This is a genomic window from Streptomyces sp. NPDC025793 (genome assembly GCF_055558375.1).
Genome location: NZ_JBVHMR010000009.1, coordinates 66,326 through 92,430, shown reverse-complemented (window position 1 = coordinate 92,430; position 26,105 = coordinate 66,326). Strand labels below are relative to the sequence as shown.

Sequence of the window (26,105 nt, the reverse complement as noted above, 5' to 3'; positions counted from 1 at the left end):
CGAGCGGGTCGGCGCACTGCTGCGTCGAGCGCGGGGGGCGCCGCACCCTGTATCCGGTGTCTGCCGGCGCCGGGCAATCCCGTCGTGGCGGTGAACGTCTCGCGCTACGGCTGCGCGGGCCTGATCACCGACGGCGCGGTCACCCCGTCGCAGACGGTGGTCATGAAGACGGTGTGCACGCGCGCCCGCGTGCCCGAGACCGCGCCGCCCACGCCGACCAGGGCGAAGACGGCGATGCCGACCTGGCTCATGTGGTGGGGGGACGGATCGGTCGACCGCCGCGCGTGTTGCTCCCGTGCGGTCGCCGCCAAGGCCGCCGGCGGTGCCCGACGGCGTTCACCGGTAGCGCAGCAGCAACATCGCGGCGTCGTCCTGGAGAGGTCCGCCTACGTGCTGGAGCAGATCCTGGCGAAGGGTCTCCAGAGCGGCCTCGGGATCGTGGTCCTTGAGCAGATGGGCGCGTTCGGCGAGCGGGTAGAAACGGCCGCCGCGGTCGCGGGCCTCGATGATGCCGTCGGTGTACAGCAGCAGTTGGTCGCCGGGCAGGAAGGCCGCGCGGTACGGCTGCGGGTCCGCGGTGCCGTGCGCGCCCAGGCCGAGGGGCAGCGCGTAGGACTCCGGTTCGGGCAGATCCAGGGTGCCGTCGTCGCGGACCAGCATCGGGGCCGGATGGCCGAAGTTGAGGAACGTGACCTGGTGGGCGCTCACTTCGGCGAGGATGGCGGTGACGAACCGCTCGCCGTCCAGTTGCCGGTCGACGGAGCGGGCCAGTCTGCCGCCGACCTCCACCAGGTCCGCCTCGTCGAGGGCCGCCTCGCGGAACGCGCCGAGGACCAGCGCCGCTGTCTCCACCGCCTCCAGCCCCTTGCCCTGTACGTCCCCGACGATCACCCGTACACCCTGCGGTGCGGCGACGACCTCGTACAGATCCCCGCCGATACGGGCCTCGGCCACGGCCGACGTGTAGGAGACGGCCGCCCGCAGCCGGCCGGCGAGCTTCGGCACGGGCTTGAGCAGCACCCGCTGCGCGGCCTCGGCGATCGACCGGACGCTGTCCAGTTCGGCCTCCCGCTCGCGGCGCAGGAACACGGCCACCAGACCGGCGAGGGTGACGCCGATGACGGAGCCGACGATCATCCAGCCACGACGTGGCGTGGTCATGTCGTCGTACCAGCCCAGCGCGAAGCACAGCAGCAGCGCGATCACGCCGACACAGGTGGTACGCCGCCAGCCGCCCACCAGCGGGGCGAACGCGGGCCCCACGGCCACCAGCGGCAGGAAACCAAGTGACGGTCCGGTGGCGACGTCGGCCAGCGCCACGGCGCCCATGACCGCGAAGGGCAACACGGACAGCACCCTCGATCGACGACGCTGTTCGGACACGTCCCCCGCCCCCTCCCCCTCACGTCCGACCGGTACGGCACATCGTCGCAGACATACCCATTGCCTCTCATAAGCAGGCGACAGGCCCACCGACCGGCTCGGGCGTGGAACGCGCGGGCGGCCGCAGACGTCTCACCAGTTGATCGCGAATCGGTCTTCATGCTGGTCCACGGCGTCCGGCCGTGCCCTGGTCACGGTTTCATCAACGGCGCTCACCTGTGATTCCGTGGCGCGGCTACAACCGTCCGAGATTCACCTGCTGGGGGGATTGTCCATGAGCCTGACCGGGACGTCGTTCTTCGTCCTGCTGATCGTGGCCACCGTCGTGTGCGTGGCAGGCACCATGGTGCTCTGGTCACGGCTCAGAGGGCCCCATACGGTGCGGTGGGTGCTACGGCTGGTGATGATCGGTCTGTGCCAGCTCACCGCGATCTCGGTGATGGCCACCTGGATCAACAACGACTACGGTCTGTACGCCTCCTGGGACGACCTGCTGGGCAACGACAACGGAGCCGCCGTCGCCATGCCCGGCCCGCCGGCCGACCGTGCGAAGTTCACCCACAGTGCCACAGGAGTGCTGGACACCTACTTCCGCGGCAAGCACTCGCAGCTGTCCGGACAGGTGATCGTCTGGACGCCGCCCCAGTACAACCAGCCGCAGTACCGTCACACGCGCTTCCCGGTCGTGATGCTGCTGCACGGCGTGCCGGGCAGCCCGGCGTCCTGGCTGGAGCACGGCGGCATGCCGGGGGACTTCGAGAACGTGGTCACGTCGGGTGCCGCGCACCCCTTCATCCTGGCCATGCCGGTGGTCGACCCCGGCGGCGTCGACACCGACTGCACCGACCAGCCCAACCGGAAGGTTGCCACGTGGATGGCGCGTGACGTGCCGGAGCTGATCAGCAAGCAGTTCCGTACCATCGCCGGACCCAAGGGGTGGGGTCTCATGGGCTTCTCCACGGGAGGCTTCTGCGCCGCGCGGCTCCCGCTCGCGTACCCGAAGGTCTTCGGCTCCGGTGCCGCATTGGATCCCGACCCGCTCACCGGCGACACGAGCGTGATCTCGGATCCGGCCTCCCGCGAACGCACCAGCCCCACGTACATGGTGAAGCGCAGCAAGGCGGTGGTGAACCTGTTCCTGGCCACGTCGGCCGAGGACCGGCTCAGCCCGCCGCACTACATCGAGCAGTTCGTGAAGGAGGCCGCGCCGACGATGGTCCGTACACAGACCATGGTGCTGCCGAGCGGCGGCCACAATTACAACACCTGGACGCGCCTGTACCCGGCGGCCTTCACCTTCCTGAGCCGCCACACCACCGCACCGAAGGCCTGAACACGGACCCCGTCAGAGCTGCCGTTCAGGCCAGGGTGACGTGCATGCCGCCTTCGGCCAGGGCATCGACCCCGTCGGCGGAGCGGTCGCGGCGCTCGCCGTACGGCGTCGGCGTCCGGGACAGGTGCGCGCGGGCCGTCGCGGCGTTCCGCCGGAGCAGGGTCGCCGGGGCGGTGTGGCCGAACCTGCCGCGCAGGCAGTCGTCCAGCGCGGCCAGGCAGCGGCCGGAGTAGCCGCCCGGTCCGTTCACCGCCTCACGGAGCGCCAGGTACAGGCCCGGTTCGTCGCTGATGTGATGCCCGTCGTGTGTGTAGGCGCGACCGGCCCAGGCACCCGGGGCGTCCGGCGGTCCGGCGAGCCGGCGCTCCCAGACGGACCGGGCGTGCTCGCGGGCGGCCGATCCAGCCGCGCGGCTCGGCGTGTTCCGGGGGCCCAGCCGAACTGAGCGCACGCCGAACGCACCCCGCTGCCGAAGTCCGCCTCCCACCGGTTCTCGACGGCGAAGCGAGACGGGCGATGCGAGGCGGCAGCCGTCGGTGCGACAGACGTTCTGTGCGTCACCCGTGAGCCGGGGCGTGCGGGCGGGTGGGACGGGGCAGAGTGATCTTGGAGGGTGCCGATGACCGCACGTGACGTATCCGTGGACGCGACCGCCGGGGCGTGGTTGCCACGAGAGGAATGGGTCAGGACACAGCCCCGGGCGCTCATCGCCTCGTGCGTCCTCGTGCGCGACAGCGGAGGCCGGGTCCTCCTGCTCCGCTACGGACCGGATGAGCCGCGTGCCGGTACGTGGTGGCTGCCGGGCGGAATGCTCGATCACGGGGAAGATCCCTGCGCGGCCGCACACCGGGAGATGCGCGAGGAAACGGGTGTCGAACTGGACGTCGTGCCGAGGCTCATCGGTATCGACCACCGTGTCGACGTCGGCGGCACGGGACCGGTCCTCGACTGCTACTTCCACGCTGGGGTCCTCGACGAGGGCACCCCGATCCGGCTGAGCCCCGAGCACGACGACCACACCTTCACCGATCTCGACGGCCTGGAGCGGCTGATGACCGCCGATCACGCGGCAACGCTCAGAGCCCTGTGTGCCGCAGCCGTCCGGGACACGGTCGTCTGCCTGCGCGAAGGCCTCGCCCCGGTGTGAGCCCCCGCGTCGCTCACCGACGTGCCTCGCCTGCACGTCCGGCCCGGACGATGCCCCGAGGAACTCCGCCGAGCCGTGCCACGACAGGCCATGCACCACTCGTCAGGCCGACGACGGCGGGTGGACCGGCCACGACGGCACCCGCATTGTCAGTGGTGGCTGCGAGGCTGGCCGGTATGGACAGCGAGGATGAGCAGCTGCTGCGCGGCCGGGTCTACGGTCAGGACCACGACGACCCGGGCCCGCGGCCGGGACAGCGCTACGTCGAGTTGGTCGGCGGCCCGCTGGACGGGCTGCTGCTCGACATCACCGGCCGGACGCCGGACGACCTGGGCGCCAGTGTCGCCCTCGCCACCGAGTTGGGGCGGTTCGGCGCGGGCGGCCGTGCGATATACGCCCCGCGCCCCGGCGACCGGCGCCGCTTCGACTGGGTCGGCGACGCCCCCTGACCCGGTCGGGGGCGAGAGGTGGCTCCTGTACCCGCGTCACACCCAGCGCGTGGACGAGCGCGTCCTCCAGGCCCGCCGCGCGGACGTGGCATCCTCCTTGTGCGGTACCAGGGACTCCAGGACGCGGGCCGAGCGTGAGCCGGGGGCGCCGGTGATCAGGACCACCTCCTGGTCGTCCTCCGGCACCAGCAGCACATCGCAGTTGAGCCGTAGCCTGCCCAGCTCCGGATGGTCCAGGGTCTTGGCCCGGTGGCCCGGCGCATGCACCGGGTGGGTCTGCCAGATCCTGCGGAACTCCGTGCTCTGCGCGTGCAACTCCTCCAACAGGAGGGTGAGTCGGGGATCCTGCGGGTAGCGCTCGGCCGCCCGGCGCAGCCGGGCCACCGCGATGCACCCGAACTCCCGTGTGCTGGAGGTCTCGTACGTCTGCCCCGTGCCGAGGAAGCGCCGCCGGGCCAGATTGGTCGTGTGCCGGGCCAGGTCGTCGCCCAGCAGAGCCCGGGCCGCCGGATTCCAGGCGACCACACCGTAGGCGGCGTCGGTGACGATCGCCGCGGTCGCGGGCAGCCGTTCGAGCAGCCGTGCCACCTGCGGCCGCACCTGACGTACGAGGCGTGCGGCAGGCGGTGCGGCCGCGCCCGCGAGCTGGAACAGATGACTGCGCTCGGCCGGTTCGAGCCGCAGTGCGCCGGCGAGCGCCTCCAGGACGCGAGGTGAGGGGCGGGGGCCACGAGCCTGTTCGAGCCGGACGTAGTAGTCGACCGACATGTGCGCCAGTTCCGCGACCTCCTCCCGGCGCAGTCCGGGCGTACGGCGCGGGGCACCCTCCGGGAGACCGACCTCCCGCGTGCTCAGGGCCGCCCGGCGTTCCCGCAGGAAGCGGGCCAGTTCCTGCCTCGCCATACCGCTGCCTCCTCGTCCTGCCTGGTACAGGTGATCCCTGGCAGGACGGTGCCGGCCGGGGAACCGTGGCTGACATGAACAATCGCACAGCACTCGTCACCGGTGCCAACAAGGGCATCGGCCACCACATCGCCCGCCTGCTCGCCGCCGAGGGCTGCACCGTGTACGTCGGCTCCCGTGACGCGGGGCGCGGGGAGGCCGCGGCCGCGTCGATCGGCTCCGGCGCCCGGCCGCTCGTCCTCGACGTCACCGACGCGGACGGCATTGCACGCGCCGCGGCCCGTGTCGACCGGCTGGACGTGCTGGTCAACAACGCCGGTGTCGCCGTCACGCTCGACCCGCCCGCCGAGGCCCGCCTCGCGGACCTCCGCCAGACCTACGAGACGAACGTCTTCGGCGTCGTCGCCGTCACCAACGCCTTCCTTCCCGCCCTGCGCCGCTCGGCCCGGCCGCGCATCGTGAACATCTCCAGCGGCACCGCATCGCTGTCGTGGAGCACCGGCCCCAACCCCCAGTTCACCCCGGGCAACGGCTACGGCGCCGCATACCGCTCCTCCAAGGCCGCGCTGAACGCGCTCACCGTCTTCTACGCGCAGACACTCGGCGAGCCCTTCAAGGTCAACGCGCTCGCCCCCGGAGCCCGGGCCACCGATCTCAATCCGCGGGCCAGGGCTCGGGGCGGCGATCCGGAGGAGGGCGCACGGGGTGCCGTACGGCTGGCGCTGTTGCCGGACGACGGGCCGACCGGCGGCTTCTTCTCCTGGGACGGCACACAGGTGCCCTGGTGAACTCTTGACACCACTTCAGATGTAGTACTACATTCAAAGCACTACATCAGAAGTGATACGAATGGAGTTACCGAAGATGCGAAAGCTCGTGTACTACGTGGGTGTCTCGCTCGACGGCCGCATCGCCGGCCCCGGCGGCGAGTACGACTTCTTCCCCGCAGGTGACGAACGGCAGTCCACCGCCTACTCGGCCTGGACCAATGCGCTGTACCCCGATACGGTCCCGACCGCCTTTCGCGCCCCGCTCGGCCTGGCCGACGTGCCGAACCGGCACTTCGACACCATCGTCATGGGTCTCGGCGCCTATCGCCCCGCCCTCGACGCGGGGGTCACCAGTCCGTACGCGCACCTGCGGCAGTACGTGGTGTCCAGCACCCTCAAGCCCGACATCGACCCGGCGGTCACCGTCGTACCGGGCGACCCGCTCACCCTCGTGCGCGACCTCAAGCGAGAGGACGGCGCCGGACTGGACATCTGGCTCTGCGGCGGCGGCAAGCTCGCCGGCGCCGTTCTGCCCGAGATCGACGAACTGGTGATCAAGAGCTACCCCGTCGTCGCGGGCGCCGGGGTTCCGGCGTTCGACGGCGCCTTCGACCCGACGGTCTTCGACGTCGTCGCGCGCACCGCCTTTCCCGGCGGCAATACCCTCACCCACCTCACCCGCCGCCAGGCGGTCCGCACACCGGCCTCGTCGTGAAACGCAGGACAGCCCCTGCCGTTGTCGGCGGCAGGGGCTGAGTGTTCCGGCCGTTCTCAGATGCGCGGACGGTGGCCCTTCTCCTGGCGGGGGAAGGACTGGGCGGCTCCGGGAAGCTTCGGTTTCGGCAGAGTGGCCACCTCTTCCTTCGCCTTGTGCAACTGCTCGGCGGTGTCGTGGGGGAGCCGGGGCGGGCGGGGGCGGGCGTCGCGGAAGCGGAAGGCGGTGGTGAGATCCCCGAAGGCGGCGCGTCGCCAGGCGCTGATGTTCGGCTCCGTCACCCCGGTGAACCGCTCCAGGAACCGCAGGGCGGAGGTGTGGTCGAAGGCCTCGGACGCGACCCAGCCACCCACGGTCCAGGGCGAGATGATGATGGCCGGGACGCGGAACCCGCCACCGATCGGCAGGCCGTGGACGTACTCGTCCGGGGTCCCGTGAGGTGGGGTCGGCGGGGCCACGTGGTCGAACAGACCGTCGTTCTCGTCGTAGTTGAGGATGAAGGCGGTCTTGCGCCACACCTTCGGGTTCGACGCGATCGCCTCGATCTTCGAGGCGACGAAGTCCGCGCCGGCCGCGGGGAGGTAGTCGGGGTGCTCCGACTGGTAGCTGGTGGGCATGATCCACGACACGGCGGGCAGCCGGTCGTGTCGGGCGTCCTCCTCGAAGGTGCCCGCGGGCCGCTTGCGCACGCCGCGCTCGTACAGCTCCGAGCCGGGCCTCGCGTTCTGGAAGGCCGCGAACTGTTCGAGCATGTTGCAGCCGTAGTTGTCGTCCTGCTGGTACACCTTCCAGCTGACACCGGCGGCCTGGAGCCGCTCGGCGTACGTCTTCCAGCGGTACGGCGTCGGCGCGTCGTTGCTGATGACCGGACCGCCGTGGGTGCCGTCGGGGTCGATCGAGCCGGTCATCCACATCAGGCGGTTGGGCCAGGTGGGGCCGAACACCGAGCTGTGGTAGTTGTCACAGATGGTGAAGGTCTCGGCAAGCGCGAACTGGAAGGGGATGTCCTCGCGCGTGTAGTAACCCATCACGTAAGGGCCGTTGACGCCGTCGGCCTTGCGGTGCGCGGGCAGCCAGCGGTCCATCTTGCCGTTGTTCCATGCCTCGTGCTGGACGGACCAGGCGTGACTGGTGGACGGGATGGCCTGCGCGCTCGACTTGCGGGTGTCGAGGTGGAAGGGCAGCAGATAGCCCTTCGGGTTCTTGGCGTCGGGCTGGTAGAAGACGCTGCGGCCGGTGCCGAGCCTGAGGGCGTGCGGGTCGCTGAAGCCGCGGACACCCGAGAGCGTGCCGAAGTAGTGGTCGAAGGAGCGGTTCTCCTGCATCAGCATGACGACGTGTTCGATGTCGTGCAGCGAGCCGTGCGTGGGGGGTCCGGAGGCGACGGCCTTCTGGACGCTCGGCGGGAGGAGGGAGAGGGCCGCGGCGCCGCCCAGCGCGCCCGCTGACCCGAGCAGTCTACGGCGTGTCAACTCGGGCATGAATGCCCTTTCTTGAGCGAGAGCGGATTCCGTAGGGACAGCCCCGGCCCCGGCGAAGGGCGAGGCCGCCCATTACTCTCTGCCCAGGACAGAGGAGCACATCAGGGGTGAATGGTGAACTCGCGGCCAACGCGCGGAAAGGGGTTGGCCAAGCTGTTACCGCCCACACCCGCCCGTCGCCCCGTTGTCGTCGTCCGTTCTCGGGCGAGTGGACAGACGCCGTGCCCACGAATTCGCGGAAGACGCCGCCGAATACGGTGGGGGGCGGGTCGAGCGGGAGGAAGGGAAGAGGTGGATGTGTATGAGGCCGTCGACAGTCGACGGGCCGTGCGGGCGTTCAGCGATGAGCCGGTGCCCAAAGAGGTACTCGAACGTGTGCTGGCCGCGGCGACGCGGGCTCCGTCGAGCGGGAACCTCCAGCCGTGGCATGTGTACGTCGTGGCCGGCGAGCCCCTGGCCGAACTGAAGAGGCGTGCGACGGCCAGGGCGCTTGCGGGAGACCCCGGTGACGAGCGGGAGTATCCGATGTACCCGGCCGAACTGACCTCGCCCTATCTGGACCGTTTCACCGCTGCGGCCGCCCAGCGGTACACGGCGCTCGGAATCGAGCGCGACGACCCCGACAGACCCAAGAAGATCGCTGCGCTGAACTCGGAGGCGTTCGGGGCGCCGGTCGTGCTGTTCTGCTACCTCGACCGGACGATGGGGCCCGGACAATGGGGTGACGCGGGGATGCTCCTGCAGACGGTCATGCTGTTGCTGAGGGCGGAAGGGCTGCACAGCTGTCCCCAGGTCATGTGGACCATGTATCGCAAGACGGTCGACCGGACCGTCGGAGCCGGCGACGGGCTCGTACTGTTCTGCGGTGTCTCGGTGGGGTTCGAGAAGGAAGGCGTGCCACGGCTGCGTACCGGGCGGGCGGACATGGCGGAAACCGTGAGCTTCATCGGAGTGTGACCGCGAGGCGCCCGCCCACGCGGTGTTCGCCGGGCTCCGGGGGCGGTCGAGTCCTGGTGCCCACGCGGTCCCCTCGTTCTCAGGCGGCCTCGGGCTCTGGCTCCGGGCCCGTTCTCGCCGACAGGCCCGGGGTCGTCATGGCCACGGTGCCGTCCGTGAGATGGAGGACGAGGTCGGCCTGGGCCGTCAGGCGCAGGTCGTGGGTGATGAGGAAGGTCGTACGTCCGGCCGTGAGGCGGCGCAGCGGCGCCATGATCCGGGCCGTGGAGTCGTCGTCGAGTCCGGCCGTGGGCTCGTCGAGGATCAGCACGGGCGCCGTGCGCAGCATGGCCCGAGCGAGGGCGACCCTGCGGCGCTGGCCGCCGGAGAGATGGTTGCCGCGTTTGCCGGCGGGGCTGTCGTAACCGTCTGGCAGCGTGCTGACGAAACCGTGCGCGTCGGCCGCGACGGCCGCGGCGATCATGTCCGCCTCGGTGGCGTCGGGGCGGCCGTAGAGGATGTTCTCGCGGACCGTGCCGTCGAAGAGCATGCTGTCCTGCGGAAGCAGGGTGATGTGTCGGCGCACCTCGTCGACCGGGAGCCCGGCGATGTCCCGGCCGTCGAGCAGGATGCGTCCGCGAGACGGCTCGTGGAAGCGCAGCAGCAGTTTGCCGAGGGTGGACTTGCCGGTGCCGCTCGGCCCCGTGACCGCGACGAGCAGGCCGGGGACGATGTCGAGGCGCACTCCGTTGAGCACGGGACGGCCGCTGCCCGGGTAGGAGAATCCGACGTCCTCGAAGGTGACGGCGCCGCGCACCGGTTCGGCGAGGGGCGGGGCCTCCGGCCGAGGGGCGTCGTCGCGGACCGTGCCGGTGCGCAGCACCTCGATGAGGCGTTCGCAGGCGGCGGTCGCGGAGGAGGCGCTGACGACGATCTCGCCGAGTTCCTGGAGCTTGGGGTGGAGATAGCCGAGGAAGGCGGCGAAGGCGAGCAGGCCTCCGACGCTCAGGTGGTGTTCGGAGATCTGCCAGGCTCCGGCGCCGATCACGGCCAGCACGCTGACGGTCTCGACCAGTTCACCCATCGGGCCGTACACCGACGACAGCAGGATCTGCCGCAGTCCGGCCCGCATCCAGTTGCGCCCCTCGCGGTGCACCTTGCCGCGCTCGGCCTGCTGGCGGCCATAGGCCTGCACCAGGGGCATGTTGGCGAGGCTCTCCTCCAGCAGGGTGGCCAGGCGGCCGTTGCTGTCGCGTTCGGCGCGGGTGGCGGAGCGCATCAGCGTCCCGAACCACCGGGCGCCGAACCAGATCAGCGGGGCGGCGGACAAGGTGATCAGAGCCAGCTGCCAGCTCGTCCAGAAGGCCGCCACCGCGAACACCAGGGCACCGGCGGCGGACGTGATCAGCTCGACCGGCGCGGAGGCCACCAACGACTCGACGGTCTCGATGTCGCCGGTCAGCCGGGCGACCAGATCGCCGGTGCCGAAGCGGTCCAGGGCGTCCGGGGGGACCGCTTGCAGATGCTGGAAGACCCGGTCGCGCAGGCCGAGCAGGAAGTGCTCGCTGGTCCAGCCCGCGAGATAGCCGCCCGCCGCGGAGGCGACCGCACCGGCCACGGCGAGCCCCAGCCAGAGGGTGGCGGGCCCCCAGAAGGCGGCGAGGTCGCCGGGGGTGAGCACGTCGTCGGTGAGGACCCCGACGATGCCGATCGCGCCCGCGTCGCACCCGGCGGCGACCACCAGCAGCACGGCCGACACCAGTACGGCCGCACGGTTGACACTGACCAGCGGCCAGAACGTGCGGAACGCGGCCAGCGGGGAGATTCGGGCGTGGCGCATCCGTGAGGGGGCCGAAGGCACGGAAGAAGGCCACGAAGGCGGTGAGGGCGATGAAGGCGATGGAGACGGTGACGGTGACAGGGCATCGGCCGTGGCTCCCGCCCCGGGACCGGCCACGGGCATGGTGCTGGGTGCAGCGGTGTGCATGGCCGACACTTCCTGGGCGCTGCCCGGTCCGACGGCGTGCCGGGGCCCGTCGTGCACATGTGCTGTGCGTGCGGACCCCGGCACGGTCTGCCTGTGTGGTCGTATTCCGCGATGCGCGGCTACTTGGCGGCGGCCTTCTTGTGCTTGCGGTGGTGGTGCTTCTTGTGGTGCTTGGCCTTGCCGGCGGCACCGCTTTCCTTCTTCTTGGCCTTCTTGGCCAGTGTGATCTTCGCGAAGGACATCGTTGGTATCCCTTCATGACGGGCAGTCGACCGACGCTGATCGCGGCCGACTTCGCCTTGTGTCGCACCTGTGAGTACGGGGACGCCCGGTGCCTCGCTCAAGAAGGAAGGTGAGCGTTGACCTATATTCCCTTACCGAATCCGAACCCGAATATCCGAATCCGCCTGGCGGACGTCATGACCAGGTGGCCATGCGGTGTTCACTCGGGCGCCGTCGAGGCGCGTCAGTGTGCGGTGGTCGTCAGCTCAACTGCGCGTCAGGGAGGGCTCCATGACCACACAGGCCGAAACACCGGACGGGACGTCGAAGGCATCCGAGGGGGTCAGCCGGCGCCACGCGCTGGGCCTCCTCGGCACCGCGGGGGCCGGCGCGGCCGTCACTCCCTTGCTCGGAGCGGGCACGGCGCAGGCCGACCCGGTCACTGCACCCGCTCTGCACCGCACCGCGGACTCGTCCGGCGCGCCTCCGATCCAGGGACTCCACCTGACGTTCGGGGCCGACCCGCGGACCGAGATGACGGTGTCGTGGATCACCGACCGGCCGGTGACCAGACCCGTGGTCCACTACGGCACGCTGGCACACGGCTTCGGGTCCAGCGCGGCGGCCCGCACGGTGGGTTACGTCGACGGCACGTCCAGCCGCACGGTCTACGTCCACCACGCCTCGCTGAACCGGCTCACCCCCGGCACCGACTACCTCTACCTCGCCACCCACGAGGGGACGACGCCCGACAGCGGTGCGTTCCGCACCGCGCCCCGCGGACGTATGCCGTTCACCTTCACCAGCTTCGGCGACCAGTCCGCTCCGCAGGTGACCTGGGCGGCCAACGGCACGGCGGCCCTCGACGCGAACTCGACGCCCGCCACCAAGGACATCGTCACCGGCATCGAGCAGGTCGCACCGCTCTTCCATCTGCTCAACGGCGACCTGTGCTACGCCAACCTCGATGTCGACCGGGTGCGCACCTGGAACAACTTCTTCACCAACAACACCCGCTCGGCGCGCTTCCGCCCCTGGATGCCGGCCGCCGGAAACCATGAGATCGAGAAGGCCAACGGCCCGCTCGGCCTCGGCGCCTACCAGACCTACTTCTCCCTCCCTTCCACCGAGACCGACGAGGAACTCGCGGGTCTCTGGTACGCGTTCACGGTCGGCTCGGTGCGGGTGATCGTGCTCCAGAACGACGACAACTGCCTCCAGGACGGCGGCGACGTCTATATCAGCGGCTACTCCGGCGGACGCCAGCTCGCCTTCCTGGAGAGGGAACTGAAGGCGGCGAGGTCTTCCCGCGACATCGACTGGGTGGTCGTCGCCATGCACCAGGTGATGATCAGCTCCTCGGACGCGAACGGCGCCGACCTGGGCCTGCGCCAGAAGTACGGTCCCCTGTTCGACAGGTACGGTGTGGACCTGGTCCTGTGCGGTCACGAACACAACTACGAGCGTTCGCTGGCCGTCCGCGGAGTCGTCACGGGCAGTGAGACACTCACGCCCCGCCCGGTGTCCGGGAGCACCGACTCCATCGACACGGGGCTGGGCACCGTACACATGATCCTCGGCGGCGGAGGGGTCTCGGGGACCACGAACCAGAAGTTCTTCACCGACGGGACCGCCAAAGTGATCACCGCGGTGTCGCCGACAGCCGGCGCGAACGGCAAGCGCACCTCTGCCTACACCAAGGAGCAGGCCGTCTGGATGGGTGTCCGGGACGTGGAACACCCCTACGGCTTCGCGGCCTTCACCGTCGACCCGGGCCGGCACGCAGGCGACACCACCCGGATGCATGTGACGTACTACAACGTGAACAAGCCGCACGGCGAGCTGTCGGTCTTCGAGAACTTCACCCTTCACCGCAGGCGCTCCGACGGCGACGCCGGGTAGCCACGCGTCCCTCAGCGCACGAACATCATGTCGGGGTAGCGCGCCGACGGCCCCTCCAGCAGCTTCCCGCAGCGGCCGCGCAGCCAGTGGTCGAAGTACGCCGTGATGTAGGCCTCGTTGGTGCGTATCGCGGTGCCCGGGTCGATCGTGCCGATGTCGTCGATCCGGTCGGCGCGCCGCAGATGCAGCTGGGGGACGAGCGCCTCGGCGTCGGTGAACGAGGCGTGTTCCGAGCCGAGCAGGGTCAGCTGACGGGTCCAGCCCGGAGTGTGTTCGCGAAACGCCCGCCAGCCAGGTCCGGTGTCGGTCCTGCCGTCCTTGCCCAGCAGCAGGAGGGGCTTGTCGAGACCGTGCCGGGCGACCGGCATGAGCGTGCCGTCGTAGTTGGTGAGGTTGCCGTCCATGTCGATGCCCGCGGCGATCCGGTGGTCGGCGTCCATCGACTGGGCGGCGGCGGTGCCGCCCAGCGAGTGGCCGAACATGCCCACCTCGGAGAGGTCGAGTGCCCCGGTCAGACCGATGGGCAGCCGCCGGCCGTCCGCGTCGGGGTTGCGGCCGCTGTCCAGCAGGCGCAGCTGGTCCAGGACGAAGCCGGTGTCGGTGACCCGGACGGCCAGCGACTTGCGGATGAAGGGGTCGGCCTCGGAAGCGGGGGGCGGCGACATCGTCGCCAGGCTGCCGTCGGGGAACTGGACCTCGGGTGACTCGTAGGTGTTGTCGATGGAGACGACGGCGTAGCCATGGCTCGCCAGATCGGCCGCCAACGTGGTGCCCCAGGCGCGGGGTTCGCCGAGACCGGGGGAGTAGAGCACCACCGGCAGACCGCCGCCGCGTCCGGTGGCCACGGGTGCGTCCGCCGCCACATGGGTGACGGTGCCGGCCCAGTCCGTGCGGCCGACCGTGGTGTGCAGCCCGAGGAGACCGTCTGCGGTGACGCTGTCGAAGTGCTCGGCGGCCGCAGGCAGCATGTACGGAGCCTGCGGATGGTGGGTGGTCCGGGCCGCGGGGTAGTAGACGGTGATCATCAGTTCCCGGTGCTTGCGGCCGGCCTTCCACGGGTCCCGGCGTGAGCGGTCCACGAGGTGCAGGGGAACCGCGCCCACGCCGTACCGGCCGGAGGGGACCGGCAGCGTCGGCCTCCGGGCGGGGGGCGGAGAGGAGCCGGCCGGGACGGCCGCCTGCGCGGGCAGGGCGGCCGTCATGGCGCAGAGGGCGGCGACGGTGCAGGCGGTAAAGGCGCGAAGCCATAGGGCCGGGCGACGTGTGTACGGGTGACGCTTCGTCATACAGCCAGCATGGTCCCGCGCCGAGCGCCGTACATCAGGGAAGCCCCGGATCACCGCTCGGGGTCCCACCGACTTTTCCCTGACGGACAAGGCCTGCGGGCCGAGACCGGTCTTCGGGCGCGCCGGAGGGATCATTCGAGCGATGCCGTCAGCTCGTAGTGTCCGGAGGGCAGCCGGTAGGAGGCGGTGCCGTCCGTGAAGCCCAGGTACTGGACGCCCCGGACACCGGACAGGGCAGTCCTGCCCTCACGGACATCGGACGGGTCGGCGGTGGGGAGGGACAGGGTCGCCGTGCTGTTGGCGGGGACCGTCACCAGGTGGCTGAGCGTGTGGTGGTCGGTCCGCCACTCGCTGCGGATCTCCCCGTAGGGGGACAGGTGCGAGCCGGAGACGTGGGTGATCCTCCCGGTCGGATCGAGATGCGGCCGCAGGAAGAAGTGGCGGAAGCCGGGGGCGGCCGGGTCCTTGGCGATGCCGGCCATGCTCTCGTACATCCACTCCATGATCGCGCCGTAGGAGTAGTGGTTGAAGGAGTTCATCGCGACCGGGCCGAAGCCGTCCTGCTCGGAGTAGGAGTTCCAGCGCTCCCAGACGGTGGTCGCGCCGTTGTCGACGGAGTACAGCCAGGACGGCATGGCGTTCTGGTGGAGCAGCGCGTAGGCGAGGTCGGCGCGGCCCTCGGCCGTGAGGACCGGGGCGAGGACGTTGACGCCCAGGAAGCCGACGGCGAGGGTGTTCTCGGCGTACTGCACGCGCGTGCTGCCGGGGTGGGCCGCCTTGTAGGCGGCGTCGTTGCCGATGTTCTCGGCGAGCAGCGTGACCAGTCGGCGGCGCTGGGCCTCGGTGTCGTAGAAGCCGAGCTTGAGCACCCACAGCAGCGCCGTCTGGGAGTTGTCCTCCGTCCCGGTGGTGCCGCCCGGGGTCACGGGCGAGGCGTCGCCGAGACCGGAGCGCACGGTGAGGACGCCGCCCTCGGTGCTCAGGTACGTGGTGATGAAGGCCCGCTTGATGTGCGAGAAGAGGTCCTGGTAGGCGCGGGCCTCGGCGGTACGGCCGGTGGCGGCCGCCATGTCCGCCATCAGCCGGGCGCTGTAACCGTAGTAGACGTCGCTCATGAGCTGGGTGCTGGTCTGCTGGAAGGCGAGCCAGTCGCCGTAGATCGCGCCCTGCCCGGTGTAACTGTCCCCGGTGCGTGCGCGGATCCAGTCCATGTACGCCGTCATCGCCGCCCAGCCGCGGTCGATGACGGTGGTGTCGCCGGACATCTGCCACACCGTCCAGGGGACGACGACGCCACAGTCCGACCAACCGCTCGCCGGTTCCGGCGAGTTGTACCGGTTGCCGGGCGCGACATGGGTGAACTGGGCGTGGTCCGCGCCGTAGGTCCGCTGGGAGTCGACGAGGATGTCCTCGAAGTGGCTGAGGAACGCGACGGCGTCCACGTTGTACAGGCCGGTGTGGGAGAACAGCTGGGTGTCGCCCGTCCAGCCGAGGCGCTCGTCGCGCTGCGGACAGTCGGTGGGGATCCACAGGTAGTTGCCGCGCTGGCCCCAATGGACGTTGCTGATCAGCTGGTTGACCATGGCGTCGTCGGTGGCGACCGATCCGATCCGCCGCAGGGCCGAGGTGGCGACCCTGCCGGTCAGGCTCGTGACGGTGACCGGGCCGCCGGTGACGGTGACGGAGGCGTACCGGAAGCCGTAGAAGGTGAGCGAGTCCTGGTGGGTCTCGCCCTGCCCGTCCCCCTTGAGGGTGTAGGTGCTGGTGGCCCTGGCGCCGCGGAGGTTGGCGCGGTAGACGGAGCCTTGCGGGCCGTCGGCGCCCGTGCTCGCGTCGTTGAGCATCTCACCGAAGCGGAAGGCGACCTGGGCGCCCGCCGGGCCGCGCAGGGTGTAGCGGGGCACGCCGACCATGTTCTGCCCCAGGTCGAAGACCGCCGTGTCGCCCTCGTCCAGGGTCACCCACGCGGTGGCGGCCTCGGCGGGGTCGGTGACCGTGCGGGAGGCGTCGACGACGATGTGACCCCTGCCGTTGGCGCTGCCGTCCTGGCCCGCGACCCCGTTGTAGACCGTGACGGAGTGCGGTCTGCGGTCCCACTCGGGGGTCAGCCGGGCGCTCTCGCCGGGGTAGGCGACGAGCCGGGCGTCCGGGAAGCGTGCGGCGTGCGGGTGCTCGGTGACCTCCGCCCAGCCGGAGTCGTCGTAGCCGTTGTCCGTCCAGCCGGGCAACTCCGCGCGGGCGTCGTAGGTCTGGCCGTCGTAGATGTCGTCGGCGCGGTAGGGGCCGGTGTCCGTCGCCTTCCAGCCGGTGCCCGGAGCGGTGACGAGGCTCTGCGTCGAGCCGTCGGCGTAGCGCAGCAGCAGTTTGGCCTTCAGAGCGAGCGGGTTGCCGTCCTGGGAGTAGTAGACGCTGCCCTCGGAGACCCGGCCGTTGTACCAGCCGTTGCCCAGGACGGCCGCGAGCGTGATCTTCCGGTCGGCCGCGAGGAGTTCGGTGATGTCGTAGGTGAAGTAGCTGACGGTGGTGTCGTAGTTCGTCCACCCCGGGGTGAGCAGTTCCTCGGTGGATCCGCCGGGGGAGCCGGCGAGCGGAACGGCGACGCGGCGGCCGTTGACGTACGCCTCGTACACGCCGAGCGCCGACACGTACAGCCGCGCCGCGCGCGCCCGCCCCCGCAGCGCGGCCTCGCGGCGCAGCAGCGGGGCACCGGAGGTGTCCGGCTTCTTGCCCGCCATGGTGATCCAGCGGGCGCCCTCCCAGCCGGTCGTCCCGTCCGTGCTCAGCAGACCCGTCTCGAAGAAGGCCACCGGCGCCTCGGGAACGGCCCGTCCGTCCTCGTCCCAGACCTGGACCGTCCAGAAGTAGCGGGTGGACGGCCTCAGTTGCACGCCCGCGTACCCCACGGCGACCGAGTCCGCCGATGCGGCGCGGCCGCTGTCCCACGCATCGGCCCGGCCGCCGCGCAGTCGCTCGGCGCTGGTGGCGATCAGGAGCCGGTACGCGCTCTGCCGCCGGCCCCGGACCGAGGAGACCATGCGCCAGCCGAACCGTGGCCGGGCCGCGTCCACGCCCAGCGGGTTCGTGCGGTGCTCCACCGTGAGACCTTCCAGCCGCGTACCTCCTGCGATCGGTTCGGCCGCCCGTGCCGTAACGGCTGCGCCGATGCCGCCCGCCAGGGCCACCGGCACCGAGCCCAGCGCGGTGGCCAGAACGGTCCTGCGTCGTACGCCCTCACCCGTCGTGCCGTCGACTCCGTCGTTCATGCCGTATCCCTTCGGCTGTCCGAGGTTTGTATCGATTCAGCTCGATCGGCCGATGAAGCTAGTGGCGGATGAGGTCGCTGTCTAGCGCTGTAGCAGGAGGAAGACGAGACGGAATCAAACGGACATGCCTGTGGTGGGTCAGCGATTGAAACCGTTCAAAAGTGGAGCGCCTCCTCTCGCCCAGGCGGACGGCATCGGTTCGTCAACGCTCCTGAGGGGATCCCGTGATGGTCGGGCCGACGCCTCCGGGGGCTGATCGCCGCCCACTCTGTCACCGTGCGGAACCATGCGTGTCGGTGGGGACAGGGAGCGGGGCGGTGCCGGTGACACCGGAGACCGGGTACAGGGTCGGAGGCCGGTATCGGCTGCATGAGCCCATCGGCCGGGGCGGGATGGGCGTCGTCTGGGAGGTCCGGGACGAACTGCCGGACCGGCGCGTGGCGGTCAAGTGCACCCGCCCGGACGGTGGCAGAGCGGCCCCGCGCCTGACGAAGGAGGCGCGGTACGCGGCACGGCTGCACCACCCCAATGTGGTGGCCGTGTTCGACTGCGTCGCCGAGGGCGACGCCTGCTGGATCGTCATGGAGTACGTCCCCTCGCGCAGCCTGGCCCAACTGGTGGCCGAGTGAGGACCGTTGACCCCGCAAGAGGCCGGCTCGATCGGCGGTCAGATCGCGGCGGCGCCGGCGAAGTCCCATGACGAGGGCGTGGTGCACGGCGATGTGACACCGGAGAACATCCTGGTCACGAAGGACGGAGTGGCCCGGCTGACGGACTTCGGGATCGCGCGGGCCCTGTGGAGAGAGGTCACCCAGACCGGCACGCACACCACGACGGGCACGGTGCGCGGCAAGCCCCGCTATCCCGCGCCCGAGGTGGCCAAGGGCAGGGCGCCGGACGCGAAGGCCGACGTGTTCTCCCTCGACGCCAGCCTGTTCGCGGCGGTCGAAGGCCGTTCGCCCTACGGGGAGTTCGAGCACGTCATGGGCTACCTCGCCCGCGCCCTCGAAGGGCAGGTGCACGCCCCCGGGCGGGCCCGCTCACCGGACCGCTCACCGCGTTCCTGGAGGTCGAGCCCGGGAAACGCCCCGACGCCGCCGAGGCCCGTACCCTTCTCACGCGTGCCGCACCCCCGCCGGCACACATTCAGGAGTACGGCCAGGAACACCTCGGCCAAGGCGCGCAGGAGGCCACGCGGAAGACACTGAGACCCGGCGGCCGCACGCCGGCCCTGCCGTCGCTCACGCTGTGGCTGCCGAGAAAGGCGCGTCCTCGGCGCCGGGTGCTCACGGCCGCCGCGACGGGGTGCCGTATCTGACCCGCGAGGAGGTCGGGGAACCGGTCGGCAACGCCCTCAACGACCATCTCCTGCGCGCCCTGCTGGCGTCCACGACGCTCGTACCGATGGACCTGGGCCTCGTCGAGGCGACCTGAAGGCGAGCCGACGGGACCTGAAGCCCCGGTGCCACGGACCGCCCGGGACCCCTCCCGGCCGTCCCCTCCTACGCTCCCGGCCATGCCGACCACATCCGCCGTGCGCTCTGGACAGCCTTCGCACTCGCCACCGCCGCGGCCCTGGGGACGACCACGGCGCACCCGGTCCCCGCCTCGGCCGCCGCGCGCACCCGGCTCGTCGTCACCCACGGCGGCACCGCCGCGTACCCGGCCGTGTACGACGGCCACGGCCGCACCGTCGGAGGCATCACCGTCGAGGCGAGTCACGTGATCGTGGAGCACTACCGGGTCACCCGGCCCGAGGCGCCCGGCATCGAGATCACCGGCCACGACATCACCGTACGGAACAACACCGTCACCAGCCCGCACGGCGGCGACGGCGACGGGAAGCGCTTCTTCGGCGACCACCTACGCGGCAACAGGACCAACCCGCGGGTCCGCTACGAAGTCGGCATCGACGCCTCCTCCCGGCCCGGCTGCCGAGGCCCGAGGCCGGGCGGCGCTCCCTGACGCCCCGGGCCGGGCCGGCGTTCCGGCCCCGCGCGCCGTCAGTGCCCAAGCCGCTCGGCCGTGGCGAAGAGCGCGCAGGCCAGCACGATCAGCAGGAAGCTCACCACGGCCTCGTAGCCGTGGAGGAACGACAGACGCTCCACCACGCCGGCGTGCCAGTGGGTGAACTCCTGCACCAGGCCCAGCACCCCTTGCACGAGAGCGATGAACCCGGCGACTTCCAGCACCTTCTTCATGCCCACGATGGTGGCCCGCGGAGGTGGCCGCGCGCATCGGCCGGGCGTCGGCACGGCTGCGCCGAAAGTGCGCGGAACGATCGGGGCGGACAGCCGAAAGTCGCTCCCCCCGCGACTTCGGTAGCAGGCCGTCGGTGTATCGCCCGTGGACTTCGCACCGACTTGGCGCCGACTTCGCACCGACTGTGCGTCGGCCGGTACGGCGGATGTGCCGCGGGCGATGTTTAACGATCTTTCCCGCCTGCGCGGTGACTCCGTGCGCCTGGCATTGATCTTTGCGAACAGCTGGTACGGCGTGGTCGCAGGGCGCGCGGGACATGGCGGTGACCAGCCCGGCGGTCGTACCGCCCGAGGACGGGGTCACCCGAACGGCTCACGCCGCCGCCGATCCGATATGCCGTGTTCGCCCGTTTGGGGCAAGCTGGAGGCGGATCCGTTGCCCATCCCGTGACCACTGTTGTGCCGGGAGGCGTCATGATCGTGGTGGCCTTGCTTGTGCCGGTGATGGTCATGCTCGTCGTGTTCGCCCTGGACGCGTACGAGGATCTGTTGTTCCCGCCGCCGACGAAACCCCGGCAGGATCAGGAGACGCTCGACCCGACGCGAGATTCCGGGCACTGATCACAGACGTCCGCAGCGCTCCGGGGGCGGCCCGTGGATGCCGGGGGAGGTCGGATCGAACGTGCCCGTGGGAGGCTTCCTGGGGGCCGCGAGGGCGGTCCGGTCCGCCCCGCGGTCGGCGCAAGCCCCGCAGCACCAGGAGGCTCCCTGTGATGTCGCTCGATCTCCACCCCATCTTCCGGAACAACCGCGACATCGAACTGGCGCTGCGTCAGTTCCTCTTCAAGGCGAACCACGCGGGCGAATCCGTCGCGGAGATCATCCCGGGCAAGGGTTCCGGGCGGCTCAGGGCCCGCGTGCTGGCGTTCCTGGACCAGAAGCACATCCGGAAGCTGTACATCCGGCGCGAGGTCGACGCGGGCAACACCGGGCGCATTCTCCTCTACTTCCGGTGATCCGGTTCCGGCTCTACCCTCCGCTTGCGTCGTACGGCGGTGACGCCCGGCTCCAGACGGCGTCGAACCGGCCGATGACGCGGCGCAGTTCGCGAGCGCTTCGGGGTGACAGGGCCCGCATCACGGTGTCGAGCAGAGCGCGGGCTTCGAGAGGACTGTCGCAGCAGTCCCAGTACGTGTTTCCCCCTTCGTGGTCCCGCCACAGTTCACGCGCGGGACGATGGACGTATCTCTGCCACCGGCGCACGGCTGAGCTGACGTCTCCTGGGCACAGATAATTGCGGGTGCGCTCAAGACAAGAGATCTCGGAGAGCGCGCGTGAGGACAAGCCGTCGATGACGGGCGTCGTAGTCGGCGTCCGGCGGCCGGAGTTGCCGGCCCGGAGCTGTCCCGGCCGGCTACGCGGCATGGACCTTTCGGTTGATCGTCATGCCGCGCATCATGTCATGTCCTCGAACGGTGTTTCGAGAGGATTTTCGGCGGCCGCCTCTCGCCTGCCGTCCGCTGAGTCAAGCCCTGTGCATGTCCCGCTGCCATCGGATCTCGCCGTCGTGGCAGGTGTCGGTGGGGGTGAGTCCGGCTGTCGTGGCCACCGTCGCGGAAGCCCGGTGTTCGGGGTGAATGTGTGCGACGACGGTGTGCACCGGCAGTCGGCCGAGCAGGTCGACGAGTCCCCGGGCCGCTTCGGAGGCGATGCCCCGGCCCTGCCACGGTGTGCCCACCACCCAGGCGATCTCCGCGGTGAGGCCGTGCTCGGAAGGGGAGACCGTCGCCTGCACGGTGCCCGTGAGACAGGACTCGTCGCGGAGCAGGATCACCCAGTTCAGCCAGGAGACGGCCGGGTCGGGGGAGCCCGCGGCCAGGCGCCGGTAGCGCGAGCGCAGGGCCTGCGGGGTGTCCGGCGTACCGCCGATGAAGGTGTGCAGGGCCGGATCGGACAGCACCTCGGCCATCTCGTCGGCGTGCTCGACGCTCAGCGGCAACAGGTCCAGACGTGCGGTGCTGATGGTCCGGGCCGTGAGGTCGCTCATGCCGCGACCCTACTCCGACCTCCTCATGAGATGGCCCCGGCAGCCGCGGACTTTGGACTGCCGGGGCGACCGCGCATGATGAACTCGGCTCTGGTTCCGGCTATGTGACGGAGACATCCAGGTGCCGGTTCTGGTGGCGGAGGTCTCCTGGAGGAGCAACGGGAGTGAAGGCCGGCGAGGACGTGCGGGACCTGCCGGGGACAGCAGTCGCACCGAGCGCAGGGCCTTGTCGTCGGTCGCCTTCCAGCCGAGGGCCACCGGGCCGGCGGTCGTGCCCGGAATTCACCACCCACGTCGATGCCTCGTGTCCGCAGCGCCGTCGCGTACCGTATTGGCGGTAATGACGGTAATGACGGTAATGACCGTACGACTTTCGGACGGCAACGGCACCGGTGCGAGCTCGACGGAATTGGTTCATGTGACAAGGGGTCCGGCGCGGGGCGCGGCTTCGACGGCCGCGTCGGCGCTGCTGTGCGTCGCTGCCGTTCTCTACAACGACTGGCTGCTCCAGTTCTTCGTGACCACCGGTCTGCCGCAGGCCAGCTCCTATGTCAGCGAGACCTTCGCGGCGGATCAGCCGCACCGGCTGCTGTTCGGCACCGTGGAACTTTCCTGCGCAGCCGTACTGATCGCCGCCGCGGCGCTGGCCGCGCGCTCCGCGCCATGGGGCCTGACGCTGGCAGGCTGGAGCGCCGTCGGGGTGTTCGGCGGCTGCTCCGTGCTGGACGTGCTGCTGCCGATGGGATGCGCGCCGTCGGTGGAGCACGGCTGCCCGCCCGACAACTTCCAGCACACCACCACCAGCGGTCTGGTCGAATGCGCGCTGTTCATGTCCATGGCGCTGTTCGGCCTTGCGGTGCGCCGTCCTGTCCAGGACCGCGCTCTCCCGGACCGCGCTGTCACGGCCAGTGCTGTTCCCGGCCGTCCGGGACAGGTCGCGGGCCGGTGGGCGCCGTACCTGATGCCGGTGTCGATGGCGTCGGCGATCGCCACCGTAGGCCCTTATCTGGGGCACCCCGGCGGCCAGGGCATCGCCCAGCGCATCCACCTCGTGAGCGTCGCCGTCTGGTTCGTCCTCCTCGCCGTCGAGGCCCGCCGTGCGGGCTCGCCGCCGGGGCGCCGGGAGGGGGATTCCGGCCGCGGTGACCGGGATCGTGCGCAGGCCGCCCTCGCTGCCGCCGGACCTCTCGTCCCGCAGCTCCCCGATACGCCGTCCGCGCGTGTCCACGGCTATGTGACTCCCGGCCGCCCGCCTCGTCCGTCCCACCGGCCCCGGCCCCGCCCCTCTTCGGACGTCCAGGACGGGCAGTAGCCGTCCACGGCTCGGCGGTGTGGCCGCCACGGACGGTCTCATGGGCGCCGCACCGGAGGGTGAGGCGCCGTGTCTCGGCGGAGTCCGGGCACGCATCCTGGTCGACGGTGATGAGCTGGTCGTCCGGCCGGTCCGGTGGGAGCGGGTGGCCATGTGACACGGGGACGTGTGTGTGCCGCTGGCCGCTGGCCGCGGTGCGGCGGGTGACGGTTGAAGGGAACGGGGGGCGGTCGACGGGGAACGGGTGGCGGGCCCTGTGCCGGGTGCGGCGCGGCGGCCTCCGTGTCCCCGGCGTCGCGTGCCTCGACGCGCGGTCACCAGGGCGGGTGGGACCTCATGGCGGTGGCGGCCCGGCAGCCACGTGGCGTGCGTCGAGCTGGGGCCGTCCGCTCCGTTCTGCCTGCTCGCCGTATCCGCGAAGGACGGACGGTCAGGAGGGCGAGGCCGTGACGCGAGGCCGCGCCTGGCCGCGCCGATGCTCGATGCCTCCACACTCTGGCGCCGGCCGAGGTCGTCAATGACGCCGATGATCACGCCCTGCACACGTGAGGCTCGGGCAGGCTGCGTCCGCTGTCGCGCCGAATGGCAGGTGCCCTGGATCGGGCCCGAGCGGGTTGGCCGCGGGTGGCTGCGGCCCGGTGACCTCGACGATGGCCGGACGGAGCAGTCGGGCGCCGTGGCGGTAGCCGGTGCGCAGGATCTTCGTGCAGATCGGCCGGTCCGCGTCCGGGGAGGCGTGATGGGTGAGGGCGTCGTGGCACGCCGGGTCGAAGGCGTCGCCCTCCTCGCCGAAGGCCTCGACTCCCAGGGATCCCAGCTGTGTTCGCAGGGTGTCGGCGATGTCCCGCAACCCCGGTGTCATGGCCTCGTGCGCGCAGGCGCGGTCGACGGCGTCCAAGGCGGGCAGCAGGGTGCGCAGGACGTTGGCCACGGCGGCCTCGCCCAAGGCCAGCCGGTCCCGGTGTACCCGTTTGCGGTAGTTGTCGTACTCGGCCTTCACCCGTTGCAGGTCGGCCGTGCGCTCCTCCAGCAGGCCGCGCAGCCGGGCGGAAGCCGGGTCCGGCAACCGGCCCCGCTCCATCGTCGGCTCACCTCCGGATCGCGTTCCTCACAGCCTGGATAGAACGCGGGCGTTGTCATGTCAAGGGCCCTCGAACGGTAGCGAGCCACCGCGGGCGGAGTCCCGAGCCATTGACAGGAAACCTGTCGCTCATCAGACTCCAGACCAGCAGGAATCCTGTTGGTTGAAATTTTGGCGATCGGGCTATCAACGCTGGGGAGCAGGCCATGACGACCACCTTCGACATCGACCCCGGGCACCTGTTCATCGACGGCCAGTGGCGCGAGGCCGCGGACGGCGCTCGCATGGAGGTCGTCGACCCGTCCACCGGACAGGTCGTCACGACCGTCGCGCAGGCCGGTGCCGGTGACGTCGACGCCGCCGTGCGCGCGGCCAGGGACGCCTTCGACCGCGGACCGTGGCCGCGGATGAGCGGCCGCGAACGCGGTCGCGTGCTGCACCGCGTCGCCGAGCTGATCCGGGAACACGCCGAGGAGATCACGGCCCTGGAGAGCCTCGACGTCGGCAAGCCGATCTCCCTGTGCGGCGCCGTCGACGTGACGAACGCGGCCGACGACTACGAGTACTACGCCTCCCTCGCCCAGAGCCAGGACGGCGCCACCCGCGACACGCCCCTGAGTGCCCTCGCCTACACCCGCCGGGAGCCGCTCGGCGTCGTCGCCGCCATCACGCCCTTCAACTTCCCGCTGATCCTGGCCGGTTCGAAACTGGCCCCGGCCCTCGCGGCGGGCAACACCGTGGTGCACAAGCCCGCCGAGGAGACCCCGCTCAGCGCCCTCCGCATGGCCCGCCTGCTGCAGGAGGCCGGCGTTCCCGACGGGGTGGTCAACGTCGTCACCGGCACGGGCCCGGTGGCGGGCGAGGCCCTGCTGCGCCACCCCGGCATCGACAAGGTCGCCTTCACCGGGTCCACCGCGGTCGGCCGCCATGTGGCGAGCGTCGCGGGCGAAGGACTCAAGACCGTCATGATGGAACTCGGCGGCAACGCGGCCCACCTCGTCTTCGAGGACGCCGACCTGGAGAAGGCGGTCGGCGCGATCATCAAGGGGTTCGTCTTCAACACCGGCCAGTTCTGCATGGCCGGCCCCCGGCTGCTGGTCGCCCGGCCGGTGCACGACACCCTGGTCGGCATCCTCGCCGAGGCGGTCGCGCAGGTCCCCGTCGGGGATCCGCGCGATCCGGGGACCGTCGTCGGACCGATGGCGGGGGAGAAACACCTCAAGAAGGTCGAGGAGTACGTCGAACTGGCCCGCAAGGAGGGCGCCAGGGTGGTCGTCGGCGGCGAGCGCCTCGACCTGAACGGCGGCTACTACTACCGGCCCACGGTGATCACCGGCCTCTCCAACGAGTCCCGTGTCGTCCAGGAGGAGCTCTTCGGCCCCGTCCTCACGGTCCAGCCGTTCGACTCCGAGGGCGAGGCGGTGGCGCTCGCCAACTCCACGCCGTACGGCCTGGCCTCGGGTGTTCAGACCAGCCGGCTGGCCCGAGCCCACCGCGTCGCCGAGCAACTGCACGCCGGCATCGTCTGGATCAACGACTGGGCCGTGCTCGACCCCGCCGTCCCCTTCGGCGGGGTCAAGGACTCCGGATTCGGCCGCGAGTACGGCCCCGAGGCCCTCGCCTCCTACAGCAAGGTCAAGTCCGTCGTCGTCTCGCTCGACTGAGCGCCCGAGCAAAGGAGTTCACC

24 protein-coding genes and 2 pseudogenes are annotated in these 26,105 nt (G+C 70.8%); 14 read left to right on the top strand and 12 right to left on the bottom strand.

Annotation, left to right across the window (positions count from 1 at the left end; genetic code table 11):
- Nucleotides 1-104 precede the first annotated feature (104 nt).
- Nucleotides 105-251: a hypothetical protein gene (locus ACZ4MF_RS19300; RefSeq protein WP_467493173.1), complete on the bottom strand. Its 147-nt coding sequence runs from the start codon at nt 249-251 to the stop codon at nt 105-107.
- A gap of 85 nt (nt 252-336) precedes the next feature.
- Nucleotides 337-1,329, bottom strand: coding sequence for a SpoIIE family protein phosphatase (locus ACZ4MF_RS19295; protein WP_467493338.1), 993 nt, complete (start codon nt 1,327-1,329; stop codon nt 337-339).
- A gap of 328 nt (nt 1,330-1,657) precedes the next feature.
- On the opposite strand from ACZ4MF_RS19295, the gene ACZ4MF_RS19290 reads away from it, so the two are divergent.
- A complete protein-coding gene (locus ACZ4MF_RS19290) occupies nt 1,658-2,716 on the top strand; it encodes an alpha/beta hydrolase (RefSeq protein ID WP_467493172.1) in 1,059 nt (352 codons plus the stop codon).
- A 25-nt stretch (nt 2,717-2,741) separates the two neighbouring features.
- Here the strand turns inward: ACZ4MF_RS19290 and ACZ4MF_RS19285 are convergent.
- A pseudogene (locus ACZ4MF_RS19285) lies at nt 2,742-3,104 on the bottom strand (barstar family protein); the annotation flags it as partial.
- 231 nt (nt 3,105-3,335) lie between these two features.
- On the opposite strand from ACZ4MF_RS19285, the gene ACZ4MF_RS19280 reads away from it, so the two are divergent.
- Both ACZ4MF_RS19280 and ACZ4MF_RS19275 read left to right on the top strand, forming a co-directional pair.
- Nucleotides 3,336-3,863, top strand: a complete 528-nt coding sequence (locus ACZ4MF_RS19280) for an NUDIX hydrolase (RefSeq protein ID WP_467493171.1) — start codon at nt 3,336-3,338, stop codon at nt 3,861-3,863.
- Nucleotides 3,864-4,039: 176 nt separating this feature from the next.
- Nucleotides 4,040-4,312, top strand: coding sequence for a hypothetical protein (locus tag ACZ4MF_RS19275; RefSeq protein WP_467493170.1), 273 nt, complete (start codon nt 4,040-4,042; stop codon nt 4,310-4,312).
- Nucleotides 4,313-4,348: 36 nt separating this feature from the next.
- Here the strand turns inward: ACZ4MF_RS19275 and ACZ4MF_RS19270 are convergent, their stop codons facing one another.
- Nucleotides 4,349-5,215 carry a helix-turn-helix transcriptional regulator gene (locus tag ACZ4MF_RS19270; RefSeq protein WP_467493169.1) on the bottom strand — a complete coding sequence of 289 codons (867 nt, stop codon included), beginning with the start codon at nt 5,213-5,215 and terminating at the stop codon, nt 4,349-4,351.
- Between the two features lie 74 nt (nt 5,216-5,289).
- Between ACZ4MF_RS19270 and ACZ4MF_RS19265 the strand changes: the two genes are divergently transcribed.
- Together ACZ4MF_RS19265 and ACZ4MF_RS19260 are read left to right on the top strand one after the other, a co-directional pair.
- On the top strand, nt 5,290-6,003 hold the full coding sequence (locus tag ACZ4MF_RS19265) for an SDR family NAD(P)-dependent oxidoreductase (RefSeq protein ID WP_467493168.1): 714 nt from the start codon (nt 5,290-5,292) through the stop codon (nt 6,001-6,003).
- 76 nt (nt 6,004-6,079) lie between these two features.
- Nucleotides 6,080-6,700 (top strand): dihydrofolate reductase family protein, encoded by a 621-nt coding sequence (locus ACZ4MF_RS19260; protein WP_467493167.1) that lies wholly within the window; start codon nt 6,080-6,082, stop codon nt 6,698-6,700.
- A gap of 56 nt (nt 6,701-6,756) precedes the next feature.
- Here the strand turns inward: ACZ4MF_RS19260 and ACZ4MF_RS19255 are convergent, their stop codons facing one another.
- A complete protein-coding gene (locus tag ACZ4MF_RS19255) occupies nt 6,757-8,181 on the bottom strand; it encodes an alkaline phosphatase family protein (protein WP_467493166.1) in 1,425 nt (474 codons plus the stop codon).
- 291 nt (nt 8,182-8,472) lie between these two features.
- Between ACZ4MF_RS19255 and ACZ4MF_RS19250 the strand changes: the two genes are divergently transcribed.
- The gene (locus tag ACZ4MF_RS19250) at nt 8,473-9,138 is read left to right on the top strand and encodes a nitroreductase (protein ID WP_467493165.1); all 666 of its coding nucleotides are present in this window, start codon (nt 8,473-8,475) and stop codon (nt 9,136-9,138) included.
- Nucleotides 9,139-9,217: 79 nt separating this feature from the next.
- On the opposite strand, the gene ACZ4MF_RS19245 is transcribed toward ACZ4MF_RS19250, so the two are convergent.
- Both ACZ4MF_RS19245 and ACZ4MF_RS19240 read right to left on the bottom strand, forming a co-directional pair.
- Nucleotides 9,218-10,957: an ABC transporter ATP-binding protein gene (locus ACZ4MF_RS19245; protein WP_467493164.1), complete on the bottom strand. Its 1,740-nt coding sequence runs from the start codon at nt 10,955-10,957 to the stop codon at nt 9,218-9,220.
- A gap of 266 nt (nt 10,958-11,223) precedes the next feature.
- A complete protein-coding gene (locus tag ACZ4MF_RS19240) occupies nt 11,224-11,346 on the bottom strand; it encodes a hypothetical protein (protein ID WP_467493163.1) in 123 nt (40 codons plus the stop codon).
- A 271-nt stretch (nt 11,347-11,617) separates the two neighbouring features.
- Here ACZ4MF_RS19240 and ACZ4MF_RS19235 point away from each other — a divergent pair, with 271 nt between their 5' ends.
- Nucleotides 11,618-13,228, top strand: coding sequence for a purple acid phosphatase family protein (locus ACZ4MF_RS19235; RefSeq protein ID WP_467493162.1), 1,611 nt, complete (start codon nt 11,618-11,620; stop codon nt 13,226-13,228).
- 11 nt (nt 13,229-13,239) lie between these two features.
- On the opposite strand, the gene ACZ4MF_RS19230 is transcribed toward ACZ4MF_RS19235, so the two are convergent.
- Both ACZ4MF_RS19230 and ACZ4MF_RS19225 read right to left on the bottom strand, forming a co-directional pair.
- The gene (locus ACZ4MF_RS19230; RefSeq protein ID WP_467493161.1) at nt 13,240-14,514 is read right to left on the bottom strand and encodes an alpha/beta hydrolase family protein; all 1,275 of its coding nucleotides are present in this window, start codon (nt 14,512-14,514) and stop codon (nt 13,240-13,242) included.
- A gap of 131 nt (nt 14,515-14,645) precedes the next feature.
- Nucleotides 14,646-17,777: a family 78 glycoside hydrolase catalytic domain gene (locus ACZ4MF_RS19225; RefSeq protein ID WP_467493160.1), complete on the bottom strand. Its 3,132-nt coding sequence runs from the start codon at nt 17,775-17,777 to the stop codon at nt 14,646-14,648.
- 227 nt (nt 17,778-18,004) lie between these two features.
- Here ACZ4MF_RS19225 and ACZ4MF_RS19220 point away from each other — a divergent pair.
- The 3 genes and pseudogenes from ACZ4MF_RS19220 to ACZ4MF_RS19210 all read left to right on the top strand — a co-directional run bounded on the left by ACZ4MF_RS19220 (nt 18,005) and on the right by ACZ4MF_RS19210 (nt 19,742).
- Nucleotides 18,005-18,985, top strand: a pseudogene (locus ACZ4MF_RS19220) (serine/threonine-protein kinase).
- Nucleotides 18,986-19,025: 40 nt separating this feature from the next.
- Nucleotides 19,026-19,211: a hypothetical protein gene (locus ACZ4MF_RS19215; RefSeq protein WP_467493159.1), complete on the top strand. Its 186-nt coding sequence runs from the start codon at nt 19,026-19,028 to the stop codon at nt 19,209-19,211.
- Nucleotides 19,212-19,445: 234 nt separating this feature from the next.
- Entirely contained in the window at nt 19,446-19,742 is a 297-nt protein-coding gene (locus ACZ4MF_RS19210; RefSeq protein ID WP_467493158.1) for a hypothetical protein, read from the top strand.
- 38 nt (nt 19,743-19,780) lie between these two features.
- On the opposite strand, the gene ACZ4MF_RS19205 is transcribed toward ACZ4MF_RS19210, so the two are convergent.
- The gene (locus ACZ4MF_RS19205) at nt 19,781-19,978 is read right to left on the bottom strand and encodes a hypothetical protein (RefSeq protein WP_467493157.1); all 198 of its coding nucleotides are present in this window, start codon (nt 19,976-19,978) and stop codon (nt 19,781-19,783) included.
- A 474-nt stretch (nt 19,979-20,452) separates the two neighbouring features.
- On the opposite strand from ACZ4MF_RS19205, the gene ACZ4MF_RS19200 reads away from it, so the two are divergent.
- Nucleotides 20,453-20,599 carry a hypothetical protein gene (locus ACZ4MF_RS19200; protein WP_467493156.1) on the top strand — a complete coding sequence of 49 codons (147 nt, stop codon included), beginning with the start codon at nt 20,453-20,455 and terminating at the stop codon, nt 20,597-20,599.
- Between the two features lie 152 nt (nt 20,600-20,751).
- Entirely contained in the window at nt 20,752-20,994 is a 243-nt protein-coding gene (locus tag ACZ4MF_RS19195) for a Smr/MutS family protein (protein WP_467493155.1), read from the top strand.
- 509 nt (nt 20,995-21,503) lie between these two features.
- Here the strand turns inward: ACZ4MF_RS19195 and ACZ4MF_RS19190 are convergent.
- Nucleotides 21,504-22,025, bottom strand: a complete 522-nt coding sequence (locus ACZ4MF_RS19190) for a GNAT family N-acetyltransferase (RefSeq protein ID WP_467493154.1) — start codon at nt 22,023-22,025, stop codon at nt 21,504-21,506.
- 358 nt (nt 22,026-22,383) lie between these two features.
- Here ACZ4MF_RS19190 and ACZ4MF_RS19185 point away from each other — a divergent pair, with 358 nt between their 5' ends.
- Complete coding sequence (locus ACZ4MF_RS19185) at nt 22,384-23,337, top strand: DUF998 domain-containing protein (RefSeq protein WP_467493153.1); 954 nt, start codon at nt 22,384-22,386, stop codon at nt 23,335-23,337.
- A 514-nt stretch (nt 23,338-23,851) separates the two neighbouring features.
- On the opposite strand, the gene grpE is transcribed toward ACZ4MF_RS19185, so the two are convergent.
- Nucleotides 23,852-24,403, bottom strand: a complete 552-nt coding sequence (gene grpE / locus ACZ4MF_RS19180) for a nucleotide exchange factor GrpE (RefSeq protein WP_467493152.1) — start codon at nt 24,401-24,403, stop codon at nt 23,852-23,854.
- A 221-nt stretch (nt 24,404-24,624) separates the two neighbouring features.
- Here grpE and ACZ4MF_RS19175 point away from each other — a divergent pair, with 221 nt between their 5' ends.
- Nucleotides 24,625-26,082, top strand: coding sequence for an aldehyde dehydrogenase family protein (locus ACZ4MF_RS19175; protein WP_467493151.1), 1,458 nt, complete (start codon nt 24,625-24,627; stop codon nt 26,080-26,082).
- The last annotated feature ends 23 nt before the right edge of the window (nt 26,083-26,105 follow it).